At 70.0% G+C, this 14,079-nt stretch carries 14 protein-coding genes; 8 read left to right on the top strand and 6 right to left on the bottom strand.

All coding sequences use genetic code 11. The features are described from left to right. Positions 1-7: 7 nt before the first annotated feature. A complete protein-coding gene (locus ASC55_RS10170) occupies positions 8-1,078 on the bottom strand; it encodes a hypothetical protein (protein WP_055875012.1) in 1,071 nt (356 codons plus the stop codon). A 113-nt stretch (positions 1,079-1,191) separates the two neighbouring features. Between ASC55_RS10170 and ASC55_RS10165 the strand changes: the two genes are divergently transcribed. Continuing rightward, complete coding sequence (locus tag ASC55_RS10165) at positions 1,192-2,586, top strand: ATP-dependent DNA helicase (protein ID WP_055875009.1); 1,395 nt, start codon at positions 1,192-1,194, stop codon at positions 2,584-2,586. 21 nt (positions 2,587-2,607) lie between these two features. On the opposite strand, the gene ASC55_RS10160 is transcribed toward ASC55_RS10165, so the two are convergent. Together ASC55_RS10160 and ASC55_RS10155 are read right to left on the bottom strand one after the other, a co-directional pair. Further along, positions 2,608-3,255: a biliverdin-producing heme oxygenase gene (locus ASC55_RS10160; RefSeq protein WP_055875006.1), complete on the bottom strand. Its 648-nt coding sequence runs from the start codon at positions 3,253-3,255 to the stop codon at positions 2,608-2,610. Between the two features lie 46 nt (positions 3,256-3,301). Then, positions 3,302-3,616, bottom strand: coding sequence for a DUF2470 domain-containing protein (locus tag ASC55_RS10155; RefSeq protein WP_055866941.1), 315 nt, complete (start codon positions 3,614-3,616; stop codon positions 3,302-3,304). 95 nt (positions 3,617-3,711) lie between these two features. Between ASC55_RS10155 and ASC55_RS10150 the strand changes: the two genes are divergently transcribed. The 4 genes from ASC55_RS10150 to ASC55_RS10135 are packed head-to-tail and all read left to right on the top strand — an operon-like array spanning position 3,712 to position 8,213. Beyond that, a complete protein-coding gene (locus ASC55_RS10150) occupies positions 3,712-5,004 on the top strand; it encodes a serine hydrolase domain-containing protein (RefSeq protein WP_055866498.1) in 1,293 nt (430 codons plus the stop codon). Positions 5,005-5,040: 36 nt separating this feature from the next. After that, positions 5,041-6,057, top strand: coding sequence for a magnesium/cobalt transporter CorA (gene corA, locus ASC55_RS10145; RefSeq protein ID WP_055866495.1), 1,017 nt, complete (start codon positions 5,041-5,043; stop codon positions 6,055-6,057). A gap of 47 nt (positions 6,058-6,104) precedes the next feature. Next, positions 6,105-7,415, top strand: a complete 1,311-nt coding sequence (locus ASC55_RS10140) for an FGGY family carbohydrate kinase (protein ID WP_055866491.1) — start codon at positions 6,105-6,107, stop codon at positions 7,413-7,415. A gap of 42 nt (positions 7,416-7,457) precedes the next feature. Next, the gene (locus tag ASC55_RS10135; RefSeq protein WP_157559429.1) at positions 7,458-8,213 is read left to right on the top strand and encodes a hypothetical protein; all 756 of its coding nucleotides are present in this window, start codon (positions 7,458-7,460) and stop codon (positions 8,211-8,213) included. Between the two features lie 148 nt (positions 8,214-8,361). Here the strand turns inward: ASC55_RS10135 and ASC55_RS10130 are convergent, their stop codons facing one another. Together ASC55_RS10130 and ASC55_RS10125 are read right to left on the bottom strand one after the other, a co-directional pair. Next, positions 8,362-8,988 (bottom strand): hypothetical protein, encoded by a 627-nt coding sequence (locus tag ASC55_RS10130; protein WP_055875000.1) that lies wholly within the window; start codon positions 8,986-8,988, stop codon positions 8,362-8,364. Continuing rightward, positions 8,988-9,938, bottom strand: a complete 951-nt coding sequence (locus ASC55_RS10125) for a sugar-binding transcriptional regulator (protein WP_055874997.1) — start codon at positions 9,936-9,938, stop codon at positions 8,988-8,990. Before ASC55_RS10125 ends, ASC55_RS10130 begins: the two co-directional genes overlap by 1 nt. Before the next feature lie 139 nt (positions 9,939-10,077). On the opposite strand from ASC55_RS10125, the gene ASC55_RS10120 reads away from it, so the two are divergent. Genes ASC55_RS10120 through ASC55_RS10110 form a run of 3 tightly spaced genes read left to right on the top strand, consistent with a single transcriptional unit; the run spans position 10,078 to position 12,847 of the window. Beyond that, positions 10,078-10,728: an SIS domain-containing protein gene (locus tag ASC55_RS10120; RefSeq protein ID WP_164743726.1), complete on the top strand. Its 651-nt coding sequence runs from the start codon at positions 10,078-10,080 to the stop codon at positions 10,726-10,728. Continuing rightward, positions 10,725-12,182: a xylulokinase gene (gene xylB, locus ASC55_RS10115; protein WP_055874991.1), complete on the top strand. Its 1,458-nt coding sequence runs from the start codon at positions 10,725-10,727 to the stop codon at positions 12,180-12,182. The genes ASC55_RS10120 and xylB overlap by 4 nt, the downstream gene beginning before the upstream one ends. A gap of 8 nt (positions 12,183-12,190) precedes the next feature. Continuing rightward, positions 12,191-12,847 (top strand): transaldolase family protein, encoded by a 657-nt coding sequence (locus tag ASC55_RS10110; RefSeq protein ID WP_055874988.1) that lies wholly within the window; start codon positions 12,191-12,193, stop codon positions 12,845-12,847. A gap of 26 nt (positions 12,848-12,873) precedes the next feature. On the opposite strand, the gene ASC55_RS10105 is transcribed toward ASC55_RS10110, so the two are convergent. Continuing rightward, complete coding sequence (locus tag ASC55_RS10105; RefSeq protein ID WP_055874985.1) at positions 12,874-13,941, bottom strand: LacI family DNA-binding transcriptional regulator; 1,068 nt, start codon at positions 13,939-13,941, stop codon at positions 12,874-12,876. Between the last annotated feature and the right edge of the window lie 138 nt (positions 13,942-14,079).

Here is a 14,079-nt window from a genome sequence, read left to right as displayed (position 1 = left end):
GACCCGGTCAGTCGACGGCGGGGTCGCCGGGGGAGCCGATCCTGATCGACGCGGATCCGTCGGGCAGGATCGCGATCGTCCCGGTGAGCTGGAAGGGCACGTCCTCCGCCAACGGCTGGGTCTTGCCGTCGAACAGCGAGCGGATGTCGACCTCGACGTGGGCGACCGCGTCCGTCGTCGGGATCTGCCACTGCCCGCCGTCGGGGGTGACCGTGACCTGGGGCTGCGTCGCGATCGACCACTTCGGCGCGGAGGCGAGTCGGTTCGTGACGCGCAGGCCGAACGGGCAGGCCGTCGGCTGGAGCACCTCCTGCGTCGTGCACTCCGTGAGGAAGGCCTCGACCCTTTCCTGAACCACGTCGACGAACTCGTCGGTCGGCTCGGTCTGCACATCGAGCGGTGTGACGGCCAGGGGAGTGTCGGCGAGGACCCCGTGGCCCGAGGCGGTCGAGATCGCGGTGTCCACCGTCACCGCGTACAGGCCCGGCGTGAACACGAGCAGCGGCAGCGGGTCGAGCGCGACCGCATCGACGCCGTCGATCGACACCTGGCGCCGGTCGACCTCGAACCCGTTCACCGCGAACTGGTCGGCGCCGCGCACCGTCAGATCCACGACGGCCAGGGGGCTGGTGGTGAAGCGCCAGTTGGGGGTGACGCCCGCCCAACCGTCCTGCTCGACCAGGAAGGTGCTGGTGCCGGCGTGTCCGCTCGCCTGGTAGCTGACGGTGACGGCTGTGCCGCCCTCTGCCGGCTTCTCCGAGGTGATCGTCACGTCGGTCAGTGGGGCGAGTGCGGCGCGGCGGAGCATCGCTTCGGACGCTCCGGGATCGATCCCGGCGGCGTCGAGCGTCTCGCGGTCGATCGCGACGCCCGGTACGCGCAGCGCATCGGCGGCGCGACCGGAGGAGAGCAGGTCGAGGTAGCGGACGACGAACGCGGACGGGCCGTAGAACTGCTGGTACAGCGTGACGCCGCCCGCTCCCAGAGCCGCGATGAGCAGCAGGCCGACGACGGTGAGCATCGCCAGATCGACCCCCAGGCGCGCACGCCGGGGCGCGCTCGCACGTGCCCGGTCCATGGCGTCAGTCTAGGAGGGCGTCCTGGGGGGACGCCGAGCGTCGGCGGCCGTGTGCGGATACCGGGACGTAGCATGGACGAGCGCCCTGTCCGTCCGCTGCCCCTGTGAGAACCGTGTCCCTTCCCGCCCTGTCCGAGGAGCAGCAAGAGCTGTTCCGACTCATCGAGGACACGGGCGAGCACGTCTTCATCACCGGGCGAGCCGGGACCGGGAAGTCGACGCTCCTGCAGCACTTCGCATGGAATACGAAGAAGCAGATCGCGATCTGCGCGCCCACGGGCGTCGCGGCGCTCAACGTCGAGGGGCAGACGATCCACTCGCTGTTCCGCCTGCCGATCGGTCTGATCGGGGATGCCGACATCGATCAGAACGACGCGACTCGTCGCATCCTGAACGCCATCGAGACGCTTGTGATCGATGAGATCTCGATGGTCAACGCGGATCTGATGGATGCGATCGATCGTTCTCTCCGCCAGGCGCGGGGGCGCAGGGGCGAGCCGTTCGGCGGGGTGCAGGTCGTCATGTTCGGAGACCCGTACCAGCTGGCGCCCGTGCCGCCCCGCGGCGACGAGGCCCGATACGTGCAGGACCACTACCGCTCGTTCTGGTTCTTCGACGCGAAGGTGTGGGCAGGGACCGGCGGCGGCACCGGCGAGTCGGACCACGAGGGGTTGTTCGCCGTCGACACGCGCGCCGAGCTGCACGTGCGCGAGCTCGTGCAGATCCACCGGCAGTCCGACGACGGGTTCAAGGCCATGCTGAACGCCGTGCGCTACGGGCGGGTGACCGCCGAGATCGCGGGCGTGCTGAACACCCAGGGGGCGCGGACACCACCGGATCCGGAGCCCGGCGAGGTCCCGATGATCACGCTCGCGACCCGCAACGACATCGTGAACAGCATCAACAGCCGACACCTGGCCGCGCTGCCGGGCAAGGAGCAGACCGCGCGCGCCGAGGTGAGCGGAGATTTCGGCAGGGGCGAGGCCGCGCTCCCGGCCGAGTCGGAGCTGAAGCTCAAGGTGGGGGCGCAGGTCATGTTCCTGCGCAACGACACCGCGATGTCCGGCGAGCCGCCGCGCTGGGTCAACGGCACGATCGGAACGGTGGTGCGCATCCTCGGCAGTGCCGTGCGCGTCGACATCGACGGTGAAGAGGTCGATGTCGAGCCCGCCGTGTGGGAACGGTTCCGCTACGCGTACGACCAGAACACGAAGAAGCTCTCCCGTGACGTCGTCGCCGAGTTCACGCAGTTCCCGCTGCGTCTGGCCTGGGCTGTCACGATCCACAAGTCGCAGGGCAAGACTTACGAGCGGGCCATCATCGACCTCGGCTCCGGGGCGTTCGCGCCGGGGCAGACCTATGTCGCCCTCAGCCGGCTGACCTCGCTCGAGGGGCTCTATCTGTCGCGTGCGCTGCGACCCCGCGACATCCGGGTGGACGAAGACGTGCGTCGGTTCATGCGCGATGCCTGGCTCGCGGCATCCGCCCCCGAGCTGCCGAAGAGCTGAGCTCCCGGGCGCGGGATCCGCTCAGGCGGCGGCGCGAGCGCGGTCGAGGTCTTCGAACAGCTCGGTGTTGAAGCGGTAGGCAAGGAGCACCTCGTCGATCACGCGCTCGCGCTCGGCCTCATCCCACGGGGCGGCATCGAGCTGCTCGCGGTACACGTCCTTGAAAGCGGACGGGTCGGCGATGTCGTCGAACAGGTAGAAGCCGATGCCGTTGGTCTCGAAGCCGAAGCGACGGGCCATCACACGACCGATGAAGATGCCGCCGGACAGATCGCCGAGGTAGCGGGTGTAGTGGTGCGCGACGAAGCCGCCGGCCCAGGTGGCGCCCACCTGGCGGATGCGGTCGACGTAGCGCTGAGTGGTGGGCAGGGCGACGATCTGCTCGCGCCAGTCGGCCCCGAGCAGGAACTCGAGGTCGGCCTCCAGCGCGGGGAGTCGGGTGAGCTTGTCGGTGATGAAGACCGAGGCCACCGGATCCTGACGCATGCGCTCGCCCGCGCCCTCGAGCGCCTCGTAGATGAAGTAGTGCTGCGCGACGAGGGAGATGTAGTCCTCGCGCGACCCCTCGCCCTTCAGGAGGTCGGACATGAAGCCGGCCGTCTCGCTGCGGGAGTGCGATCCGGACGAACGCTCGCGCAGGGCGGCGGAGAAGGAGAGGATCTCGGGCATGAGGCCAGTGTAAGGGTTACCTAACCCCGGAGGGAAGTCGCAGTGTTCAGGCGTGCGGCCGTGGCTCGACCCCGAGGCGGGCGCAGGCGGCGTCGTAGAGAGCCACGACCTCGCGGCGCACGGCGGGGCGGTCGGCGATCGGGCCGCCGGGCCAGGGCACGCGCAGCTCGGCGACCTCACCGTCGCGGGTGATCTCCCACACGCCGGCGTCTCCGTCGAACCCGGTCATCACCGAACCGGTCACCTCGACATCCGACGGCTCCGCGAAGGCGCGGGCGATGAGGATGTTGTCATCGGTGTGGTCGCCGTTCATGTGGCGGAGAACGGCGGTGATCACGTCGGCGTCGAAGATATGGGGCACGGTGACCACCTTACGTCGGCTCCGAGATCGCTCCGGGGCCGACTTTCAGCCTCGGCGCTCTAGACTCGGGAGACACGTCCTCGGGGGTCCCTTTCATGCAGCTTCTCTCGTCGCGCCGGTGGCGCGCCGCAACGGCGACGGCAGCCGTGCTCGCTCTCGCTCTCACCGGATGCTCGTCCGAGGAGTCCTTCTCCTACACGCCGCCCGCACAGGTCGACGGTCCGCTCCCGGACGACACGGTCGCCGCGATGCAGGCCGCGGTCGACAACGCGCTCGTCTCCTCCGGTGCGACCGGTGCGATCGTCGGCGTGTGGGCGCCCTGGAGCGGGAGCTGGGTGGCGGGCATCGGCACGCAGGATCGCGAAGGCGGTGCGGAGCTGTCGACCGACATGTCCTTCCGCATCGCGGACGTCACCCGTCTGATGACCTGCGACGTGCTCTATGCCCTCGCCGACCGGGACGTGGTGGAGCTCGACGCCAACGTCGCCGACTACGTCTCGGGCGTCGCCGACATGCGCGACGACGGCATCACCCTCCTCGATCTGTGCAACGGCACCAGTGGCGCGGGATCCTCCGAGGGAACCGTGAAGTCGGCCTGGCTGAACACCCCTGAGCGGGTGTGGTCGCCGCTGGAGCTCGCGGGCTTCGGGCTGGCGCGCGAGCGCGTCGCGCCCCACACGACCTTCCGCGACTCGGACGCCGGCTACCTGTTGCTCGGCCTCGCCCTCGAGCGCGCGTCGGGCATGACGGCCTCCGAGCTGATCGCCGAGTACGTCACCGAACCTCTCGCGCTGCCCGACACCTCGCTTCCCGGGCCGACCCCGGCAGCGCCGGGAACCGGCGCGGTGCTCGACGGTCACTACCTCAATGCTGTCGAGGGCGGATACGACTGCGCGGCCCCCGTCGACATCACGAAGCTGTCGTCCAGCTCGGGGTTCACCGACTCCGGTGTCGTCTCCACCATCACCGACCTCGGTCGCTACGCCCAGGCGGAGGCGAAGCAGGTGCTGCGCACGAAGGAGAAGCCGGAGCGCTTCGCCGATCCGCTCTCGGCGGCAGACGGCGCCGCATCCTGGTTCCAGGCCGCCGGCGGTGGCTACCTGGTGGGATCGATGATCGGCCAGCACGGCTGGACTCCGGGATACGCCACCGCGGCGTACTCCGACCCGGCGACCGGATTCACGGTGGCGGTCGTGCTCAACGACTCCACGGCCGGCGCCCAGTTCGCCCAGCACCTCTCGTGGGAGCTCGCAGCCATCGCCTCGAAGGCGCCGGCCGCCGACGGCCAGACGGCTCCCGAGTTCGGTCTGCCGTTCACCGCCGAGCAGTACCACCAGACGATCACCGACGCGGCGATCGCCTGCGTCGCTCCTCCCGCCGCGGAGTGAACCCGGGCTGACCCACAGGTACTCGAAGGGGCGACGATGGCGATCATCGACAATGCGATCTACGTGGATGGCGTCCGCACCGAGAACCCGGTGACCCTGAGCGAGACGTTCGAGCGAATGCGCGAACGCGACGGCATGGGGTGGATAGGCCTCTATCGACCGAGCGAGGACGAGATCCGCGAGGTCGCCGAGGAGTTCGGGATCCATGCGCTCGTCGTGGAGGACGCCCTCTCCGGGCACCAGCGCGCGAAGCTCGAGCGCTACGGAGACGTGTTGTTCATGGTGCTGCGGCCGGCCCGCTATCTCGACGACCTCGAAGAGGTCGAGTTCGGGGAGGTGCATGTGCTGGTCGGTCCCGACTTCGTGGTGACGATCCGGCACGCGGAGTCCCCCGACCTCGGCCGCGTCCGGCGTCGCCTCGAAGCCGACCCCGCGCTCCTCGCCCACGGCCCCGAAGCCGTGCTGTACGCCATCCTCGACGAGGTCGTCGACGAGTACACGCCCGTCCTCGCGGGGCTCGAGAACGACATCGACGAGATCGAGAGCCAGCTGTTCGAGGAGAACACCGACGCCACGCAGCGCATCTACGATCTGGGTCGGGAGGTCATCGACTTCCAGCGGGCCACGCAGCCGCTGTCGGGGATGCTGGAGGCACTGCTTCGAGGGTCGGACAAGTACCAGGTGACCGAAGAGCTGCAGCGGTATCTGCGCGACGTGCTGGATCACACCCTGCGCGTGAGCGACCGCGCGACGACGTTCCGCACCGTGCTCGACAACGCGCTCACCGTCGAATCGACCATCGTCGCACGCCGCCAGAACGAGGAGATGCGGCGGATGACGGAGCTCAGCATCCGTCAGAACGACGAGGTCAAGAAGATCTCGGGATGGGCGGCGATCCTGTTCGCGCCCACGCTCGTCGGCACCATCTACGGCATGAACTTCGACCACATGCCGGAGCTGCACTGGCTGCTCGGCTACCCCATGGCGGTCGGCATGATGATCGCGCTGGGCTTCGGCCTGTACGCCGCGTTCAAACGCAAGGGCTGGCTCTGACACCGAGCCGGATGAGTGCCCGTCGCCCCGCATGGGATGATCGCAGCATGGAACTCGTGGCGGGAATCGACTCCTCGACCCAGTCCTGCAAGGTCGTCATCGCAGACGCGGTCTCCGGCACGGTCGTCCGCGAAGGGCGGGCGGCTCACCCGCCGGGAACCGAGGTCGACCCGGAGGCCTGGTGGCAGGCGCTGCAGCAGGCGATCGCCGCGGCGGGCGGGCTCGGCGACGTGCGCGCGTGGGCGATCAGCGGGCAGCAGCACGGGATGGTGGCGCTGGACAGCAGGGGACGCGTCGTGCGGCCCGCCCTGCTGTGGAACGACCTGCGCTCGTCGGATGCGGCAACGGCACTGATCGCCCGGTACGGCGCGACGGCCCTCGCGGAGCGCACCGGCCTCGTGCCCGTGCCCTCGTTCACCCTCACCAAGGTGCACTGGCTGCGCGAACATGAGCCCGAGCGCGCCCGTGCGGTCGGTGCCGTCGCGCTCCCGCATGACTGGCTCACCTGGCGTCTGCGGGGTTTCGGCCCCGACTCCCGTCTCGGCGCCGACCTGGATGAGCTCGTGACCGACCGTTCCGAGGCCTCGGGAACCGGGTACTGGACGGATGCCGGCTATGACCGGGAGCTCTTCGCCGAGGCGCTGGGGCACGACGCGGTGCTGCCGCGGGTCCTCGCCCACGACGCAGCGGTCCGCGATGCCGACGGCCGTTCGGTCGGACCGGGATCCGGGGACAACGCCGGCGCCGCGCTGGGTCTGGGAGCTCGTGTCGGAGACGTGGTGGTGTCGATCGGCACGAGCGGGACGGTCTTCGCGACGAGCGCTCATCGCACGATCGACCCCTCGGGAACGGTCGCCGGATTCGCCGACGCAGCCGACGGCCATCTGCCGCTCGTCGCGACCCTCAGCGCCGCGCGGGTGCTCGACACGCTCGCCGCCCTCCTCGGAGTGGATCACGAAGAACTCAGCCGACTCGCCCTTGCTGCCTCTCCCGGTGCCGGCGGTCTGGTGCTCGAGCCGTACCTGGAGGGCGAGCGCACCCCGAACCTCCCGGATGCGACCGGAACCCTGTTCGGCATGACGCTGGCCTCGACCACGAGAGAGAACGTCGCCCGCTCGGCCTATGAGGGCGTGCTCGGCGGTCTGCTGTTCGGCCTGAACGCGATCCGCGACCTCGGCGTGCCCACGGAGCGGGGCATCCTCATCGGCGGTGGCGCCCGGTCCGCGGCCGTGCGCGCGATGGCTCCCGAGATCCTCGGCATCCCGATGACCGCGCCGCCCGCAGGCGAGTTCGTCGCCTGGGGCATGGCCCGCCAGGCGGCGCGCACGCTCGGACTCGAGCTGCCTCCGGCCGCCTAGGGCGTGTTGATCAAGCCAGTGGCGTGTAGGTATCCTCGCGCTATGCAGATTTGGGTTCCGCAATGGTCGGTGCGCCCGCCACAAAACTCTGAAGGGGCGAGTTGGTTTGGCGGTGTTCCGACAGGTCTGGCTGCGGACCGTTGGCCGGTGTGCGGAGAGTGCGGCGCGGTCATGACGCCGTTGCTTCAACTCGCGCCGGGGCCGTGGCTGCCGCGGGTCCCCGCCAGCTGCGTGCTGCTGGTGTTCAAATGCGAGAGCGACGCTGTTTGTGACTTCTGGGAGCCAGATGAGGTCGCTAATCGGTGCCTGCTGGTTCCGTCGACAGAGTTGGCAGGCGAGTCGCACGTCCCTTCCGCCGGGGCCAACGGAGAGACTCCCATCCTCCCGCGGCTATGGGTGCGCGATTGGGTACCGTCGGACGACGGAATCACGGCTGAGCAGGCGCGCCAGATCGACGACCCCGTCGCGTTCTGGGCATTGCCTGATGAGATCACAGCGGTACACGGCTTCGACTCGAACAAGCTCACGAAGGCCGGCGGGGCACCATATTGGACAGGAAACGGCCCTAGTGATGTTCCACCACGGCCGAGGCAGCTGCTCTTTCAGGTTGACAACTGGATCACCGCCATCGAGCCGAGTGAGGAAGTTTCCGCGTATATCGGAGACCAGGACTTGCGGGTAGCAGTAGCCGGTAGCTCGGTAAGCGCCGCGAACTTCATGAGCGACGGCATCGCGTTCGTCTTCGACATCACCCCAGACGACCCGCTCCCGACGCCGAGGCTAGCCATCAGCCGCTGAGCGCGAGGGATGGGATCGTTTGCGGGGCGTTTATGCCCCCCCTCAGTGAGGTTCCCTCAGTCAGAGCAGAACAGCTGAGAGCGTGATCGCGCATACGAGACCCTGATCGACACGCCCTAGGGCGCCTGCAGGTCAGGAAGTCGGGAGGTCAGGCCGAGGCGTCGGCCCCGGCGGCGAGGACCTCGGCCCAGGCGTCCTCCTGGTCGAACACCAGGTCGGTGCCGACGACGGCCCAGTCGGCGCCGGCGGAGGCGAGGGCGTCGTGGTGCAGGCGGCGCACGCCGCCGTCGACGGCGAGCCGACGGTCGGGCGAGGCTCTGCGCAGGGCGGTGAGCTTGTGCAGGACAGCGGTGTCGAACGCGCTTCCGGCCTGACCGGGGACAATCGACATGCACAGCACCGCGACATCGGCTGGCACGTCGGCGGCGCGGGTCTGCGGTGAGACCGCGAGGCCGGGGGTGGCGCCGCGCCGCTCGATGCGCACGAGTGCCTCCTGCCAGTCGTCGCTCTCGATGTGCACGAAGACGAGGTCGCAGAACGTGGTCCAGGCGTCCACGTCCCGCCCAGCCCGATGAGCCATCACGTGGGCTTCGGCAGAGAGCCCGGTCGCGGAGGCCAGCTCGGCGGCGGAGTCCGGGGGGAACCCTCCCGCCGCGGCGAAGCTGCCGTCGGTCGTGTCCCAGTGCAGCCGACGCAGACCGGCGTCCCGCAGCCGCAGCGCGGTGGTCAGGCGATCCTCGGCGGGAACGGACCACAGCGAGCCGGCGATCCGCATCAGCGATCCTCCGCGAGCACGGCCTCGGCGAGAGTGTGGTCGGTGAACAGCTCGGTGATGAGCCCCACACGGGACACCGTCCGGATCGCATCGGCCTTCGCGGCTCCACCGGCGACGGCGACCACACGCGGCACCTTCTGCAGCTGCTCGTACGAGATGTTGACGCAGCGGTCCTGGAAATCGGGGTCCACCGGGGTGCCGTCGCTCTGGATGAGGATGCCCGCGATGTCGGCGACGCATCCCTTGCTGAGAGCGTTGGCGAGGTCGTCGATGGGCAGCACGTCCCGCACCTGCGACACCGGCGGGTTCCAGGCGCCGACCGAGAGCAGGGCGGTGGTGACCGCGGGGAACAGGTCCATGGCCGAGCGGATGTCGGGATGGCGGCGCAGGCTCTTCGCGGTCTCGAGGTCGTCGACGATCAGCGGGGAGAAGATCGGGTAGACATCCCCGCCGGAGCGGCGCGACGTCTGGCGCACGACCTCGATGGGTGACGATGCCAGGTCGCCGGCCACGACGCCGGTGAGCTGCACGATCGACAGCCGGGGGAGGTGGTCGAACTGACTCACGGTCGCGGTCAGGGTGCGGCCCCAGGTGACGCCGAGCACCTCGTCCTCGCGCAGGCTCTCGCTGAGCGCCCGCGCCGCCGCCCCGCCGATCTGTCGACGCACGGTGTCGTCGTCGCCGTGAGAGCGCACGACGAGGCATCGCTCGAGGCCGAGCTTCTCCTGCAGCCGCTGGCTCAGCTCGACGTCGGGCAGACCCCAGTCGTGGATCTCGATCGTGACGACGCCCTCTTCGCGGGCGCGGGTGAGCAGCCGGGCCACCTTGAAACGTGAGATCCCCAGGGCGTCGGAGATGTCGACGCGGGACCGGTCTTCGAGGTAGTGGGCACGGGCGACGGCTGCCATGAGGGCGCGATCGTGGTCCATGCCCGTCGATACCTCGCTCATTTGAGCGTCGAAATCACGAAACTGTGACATATGTGACGGCTGCCTTTCTTCGGCACGAGGAGCTTCCTATGCTCAAACGTACATCCAAGCATCACAGATGAGCGCGACTGATTCCATCGTGCGATTGAAGGAGCAAGAGTTGACGGTCAATGACGACATCCTCGCGGTAGCGCGCGGACGCCTGCGTGCAGAGGCCGATGCCGTGGCAGCGCTGATCGACACGGTCGACGACTCGCTCGTCACCGCGGCGTCGCTGATCCTCTCCGGCACGGGCAAGCTCTTCATCGGCGGCTCCGGCACATCCGGCACCGTCGCGCGGCGGATGGCGCACATCCTCTCAGTGACCGGCACCCCGTCGCTGCCCTTCTCGCCCATGGACGGCCTGCACGGAGCCTCCGGTGCGATCACGGCTGCCGACATCGTGCTGCTCATCTCGAACGGCGGAGCCTCCGGCGAGGTCGTGCAGCTCGCCCGCATCGCCCGCGGTCGTGGGGCGCGGGTGATCTCCCTCTCGCGCAGCCACTCGACGCCGCTCGCGCTCCTGGCCGACCACAGCGTCGCCGTCGCCGTGCAGCCTGCGGCCGACATCGGCGGCATCGTCGCGACCGGCATCACGATCGCGCAGTCGGCGTGGGGCGACGCGCTCGCCGAGGTGCTCATGCGCGGGCGGGGGTACACCTGGGCCGAGTTCATGACCACGCATCCCGCCGGCGCTGTCGGTCGCCTCGAGGACCTTCCGGCAGACGCCGACCGGATCGTCATCCCCGCGTACCGGGAGGTCGCGTCATGATCGATGTGGTCGCCGGAGTCGACAGCTCCACCCAGTCGTGCACCGTGGAGCTCCGCGACGCCGCATCCGGAGCGCTCGTCTCGACCGGCCGCGCCCCGCATCCGGTCACCCACCCGCCGATCAGCGAGCAGGACCCCGAGTCCTGGTGGCAGGCGCTGGTCGCGGCGATGGGAGACGCGCGCCGCGACGTCGAGGTGCGCATCATCGGCGTGAGCGTCGGCGCGCAGTGTCACGGTCTGGTGGTCTCCGATGAGGCCGGTCGCCTGCTGCGCCCCGCGCGCCTCTGGAACGACACCACCTCGGGGCCGCAGGCTGCCGCGCTGCTCGACAGGCATCCCGCCTCCTGGTGGGCACAGCAGATCGGGATCGTCCCCTCGGCCGCCATCACCATCTCGAAGCTCGCGCTCCTGGCAGAGACCGACGCGGATGCGTTCGCCCGCGTCCGCCACATCTCGGTGCCGCACGACTGGCTCACGTACCGGTTGACCGGACGCCGTGTCACGGATCGCTCGGACGCCTCGGGAACCGGGTACTACTCCGCCGACACCGGGCGTTGGCGCACCGACATCCTCGACGAGGTCGTGGGGGAGCGCGACTGGGCCCCGCTGCTTCCCGAGGTGCTCGCACCCGATGAGGCGGCCGGACGGATCGCACCCGCCGCGGCCGCAGAGCTCGGCATCGACCCCGGCGCACTGGTCGGCGCGGGCGGTGGCGACCAGCATCTCGCCGCGCAGGGCATCGGGCTCGGCGAAGGCGACATGGCGTACAGCCTCGGCACCTCCGGCGTCGTGTTCGCGACCACCCCCGACCCCGTCGTCGACGTCACGGGTTCGGTCGACGGCGTCGCGAACGTCACAGGCGGCTATCTTCCGCTCGTCTGCACGCTCAACGCCACCAAGGTCACCGACACCATCGCGCGGCTGCTCGCGGTCGATCACGCCGCCCTCGCCGCCCTCGCCCTCGCCGCGCCGCTGGACCCGGAACGCCCCCTGCTCGCGGCCTACCTCGACGGTGAGCGCTCGCCGCGACTGCCCTCGGCGCGCGGCATGCTGGCGGGTCTGAGCACCGCGACCAGCCGCGAGCAGCTCGCATTGGCCGCGTTCGAGGGGGTCGCCCTCGGCCTCGTGCGAGGAGAGCGTGGGATGGCGTCTCTCGGCATCCCCGTGACGGGACGCACTATCGCCATCGGCGGGGGAGCGCGGTCGCACGCCTACCGGCAGATCATCGCCGACCTGACAGGTCGCGCCGTGCACACCGTCGATGCGCCGGAAGGCACGGCGCGCGGCGCTGCGATCCAGGCCGCAGCGGTGGTGCGCGGCGAGACCGTCGCCGCCGTCACGGCCGCCTGGCGCCCCGAGGCCACCTCGGTCACCGAGCCGGTCGCCGATCGCGGTGACATCTGGGACCGCTACATCCGTCTGGCCGACCTGCAGTCCGACGGCGAACGCTTCTAGGAGGACCCGTGCTCTACATCGACAGCGCCGACCGTGACCTGCTCGCGCCGCTTCTGGCGACCGGGTTGTTCGCCGGTGTCACCACCAACCCCGCGATCCTCGATCGCGCCGGGCTGACCGCCGACGACCTGCCCGCTCTCGCCACCTGGCTGCGGGACCGTGGCGTGACCCGCTTCTACGCACAGGCGACCGGGACGACGATCGAAGAGCTGCGCGACACCGCCCGTCAGATCGCGGATCTCGGCGGCGACGTGGTGATCAAGCTCGTGGCGTCAGCCCCGGCGCTCACTGTCGCTCGCGAGCTGACGGACGCCGGACGCGAGGTGCTGATCACGGCGGTGTACCACCCGGCCCAGGCCCTCCTCGCCGCCGCTGCCGGCGCGCAGGAGGTCGCACCCTACGTGGGTAGGGCGAGCGAGAACGGTCGCGAAGGCGTTGCGCTCGTCGCGGCGATCGCCCGAAGCGTGCCGAGCGTGCGCATCCTGGCCGCGAGCCTGCGCTCCGCCGACCAGGTCGCGGCCGTCGCCGGGGCCGGCGCGCACGATCTCACGCTCGCTCCGGCGATCGCCGGCGCCCTCTTCGAGGACGAGCTCACGCTCGCCGCGACCGCGGAGTTCGAGGAGCTCGTGGCAGCGGCGGCGCGTGCAGCGGCGGTGCCGTCATGACCCCGCCGGACTCCTGCCGCGCGCTCTCAGGGACGCGGAGGACCGCTCGTCGCCCTCACCTCGAGCGAGGTCGGCAGGAAGCGTCGCCGCGGGGTCTCGGCCAGTGCATGGCTCAGCAGCATCTCGCCGGCGATGCGGCCCTTCTCGACGAGTGGCTGGCTCACCGTGGTGAGGCCGACGCGTCCCGCTTCGGGGATGTCGTCGAAGCCGGTGATCGTGAGGTCGCCCGGCACGCTCAGACCCTGACGGCGTGCGGCGTCGAGTGCGCCGATCGCGAGGACGTCTCCGAAGCAGCAGATCGCCGTGAGGTCGGGGTGGCGCTGGAGCAGGGCCTGGAGGGCGGCGGCGCCGGACTCGACCGCGTTCTCGAAGCGCTCCTCGACGACCAGCGGAACGCCGCCCAGGCCGTCGCGGAGACCGGCGATCCGGTTGCGCTGCACCGAGTAGACGGCCTGCGTCCAGCGGTCCTCGTCGGCGGGGCCGTTGTAGCGCGCGCGCCCGAGGCGCGAGGTGATGACGCCCACCTTCCGGTGGCCGAGATGGGCCAGATGCTGCCCGAGCTCGGCGGCGGCGGCACGATCGTCCAGCCCGACCCAGTCGGCGGTGAGGCCGTCGCGCGGCTCGTCCACCACCACGGTGGGCAGGCGGCGCCGCAGTGCGGCGTCGAGGTGCGGATCGCCCTCCGGGACCGAGTAGAAGACGAAGCCGTCGACGACGGCCCCCATGACGTTCGACACCCGCGACGCCCCGACGGGCGGGCCGGTGGGCAGCAGCAGCAGGTTGAGCCGCGCCTCCTGGAGCGTGGTCGAGAGCCCCGCCAGCAGGGCCACGGAGGCGGGGTCGGCCAGGGCGAAGGGCATCTCGTCGGTGAAGACCACGCCGATCGTCTCGGACTTCCCGCGGCGGAAGCGGCGGGCCGCGGCATCCGGTCCCGCATAGCCGACGGCTTCGGCGGTGGCGAGCACACGTTCTCTGACGTCGTCACTGACCCGCTCCGGGTGGTTGTAGACGTTCGAGATCGTGGCCGGCGACAGGCCGAGCGACCGGGCGATGCTCGTGAGCGTCGGCGGCGGCGCTCCGGGCGTCTTGGTCATCTCTTCAGCCTAGTGGATTTGACGTTTCAAGAGCGAGTGGACCACTCCTCTCTGCACTGTTTCATTGATAAATCAAGGATGGATGAGGAGTTGTTGACGTCTATAGATTTACGTTCTAATATTCAAGCGATCGCAAGC

This window comes from Microbacterium sp. Root322 (genome assembly GCF_001425645.1).
In the GTDB taxonomy this organism is placed as follows: domain Bacteria; phylum Actinomycetota; class Actinomycetes; order Actinomycetales; family Microbacteriaceae; genus Microbacterium; species Microbacterium maritypicum.
Note: the sequence above shows the minus strand (reverse complement) of the source record. Positions and strands in the feature narration are given on the sequence as shown.

Bases quoted from the DNA above. Each gene is read 5' to 3' on its own strand.
- ASC55_RS10170 (WP_055875012.1), bottom strand. From the start codon at position 1,078: ATGGACCGGGCACGTGCGAGCGCGCCCCGGCGTGCGCGCCTGGGGGTC.
- ASC55_RS10160 (WP_055875006.1), bottom strand. From the start codon at position 3,255: ATGCCCGAGATCCTCTCCTTCTCCGCCGCCCTGCGCGAGCGTTCGTCC.
- ASC55_RS10150 (WP_055866498.1), top strand. From the start codon at position 3,712: ATGCAGCTTCTCTCGTCGCGCCGGTGGCGCGCCGCAACGGCGACGGCA.
- corA (WP_055866495.1), top strand. From the start codon at position 5,041: ATGGCGATCATCGACAATGCGATCTACGTGGATGGCGTCCGCACCGAG.
- ASC55_RS10140 (WP_055866491.1), top strand. From the start codon at position 6,105: ATGGAACTCGTGGCGGGAATCGACTCCTCGACCCAGTCCTGCAAGGTC.
- ASC55_RS10135 (WP_157559429.1), top strand. From the start codon at position 7,458: ATGCAGATTTGGGTTCCGCAATGGTCGGTGCGCCCGCCACAAAACTCT.
- ASC55_RS10130 (WP_055875000.1), bottom strand. From the start codon at position 8,988: ATGCGGATCGCCGGCTCGCTGTGGTCCGTTCCCGCCGAGGATCGCCTG.
- ASC55_RS10125 (WP_055874997.1), bottom strand. From the start codon at position 9,938: ATGAGCGAGGTATCGACGGGCATGGACCACGATCGCGCCCTCATGGCA.
- xylB (WP_055874991.1), top strand. From the start codon at position 10,725: ATGATCGATGTGGTCGCCGGAGTCGACAGCTCCACCCAGTCGTGCACC.
- ASC55_RS10105 (WP_055874985.1), bottom strand. From the start codon at position 13,941: ATGACCAAGACGCCCGGAGCGCCGCCGCCGACGCTCACGAGCATCGCC.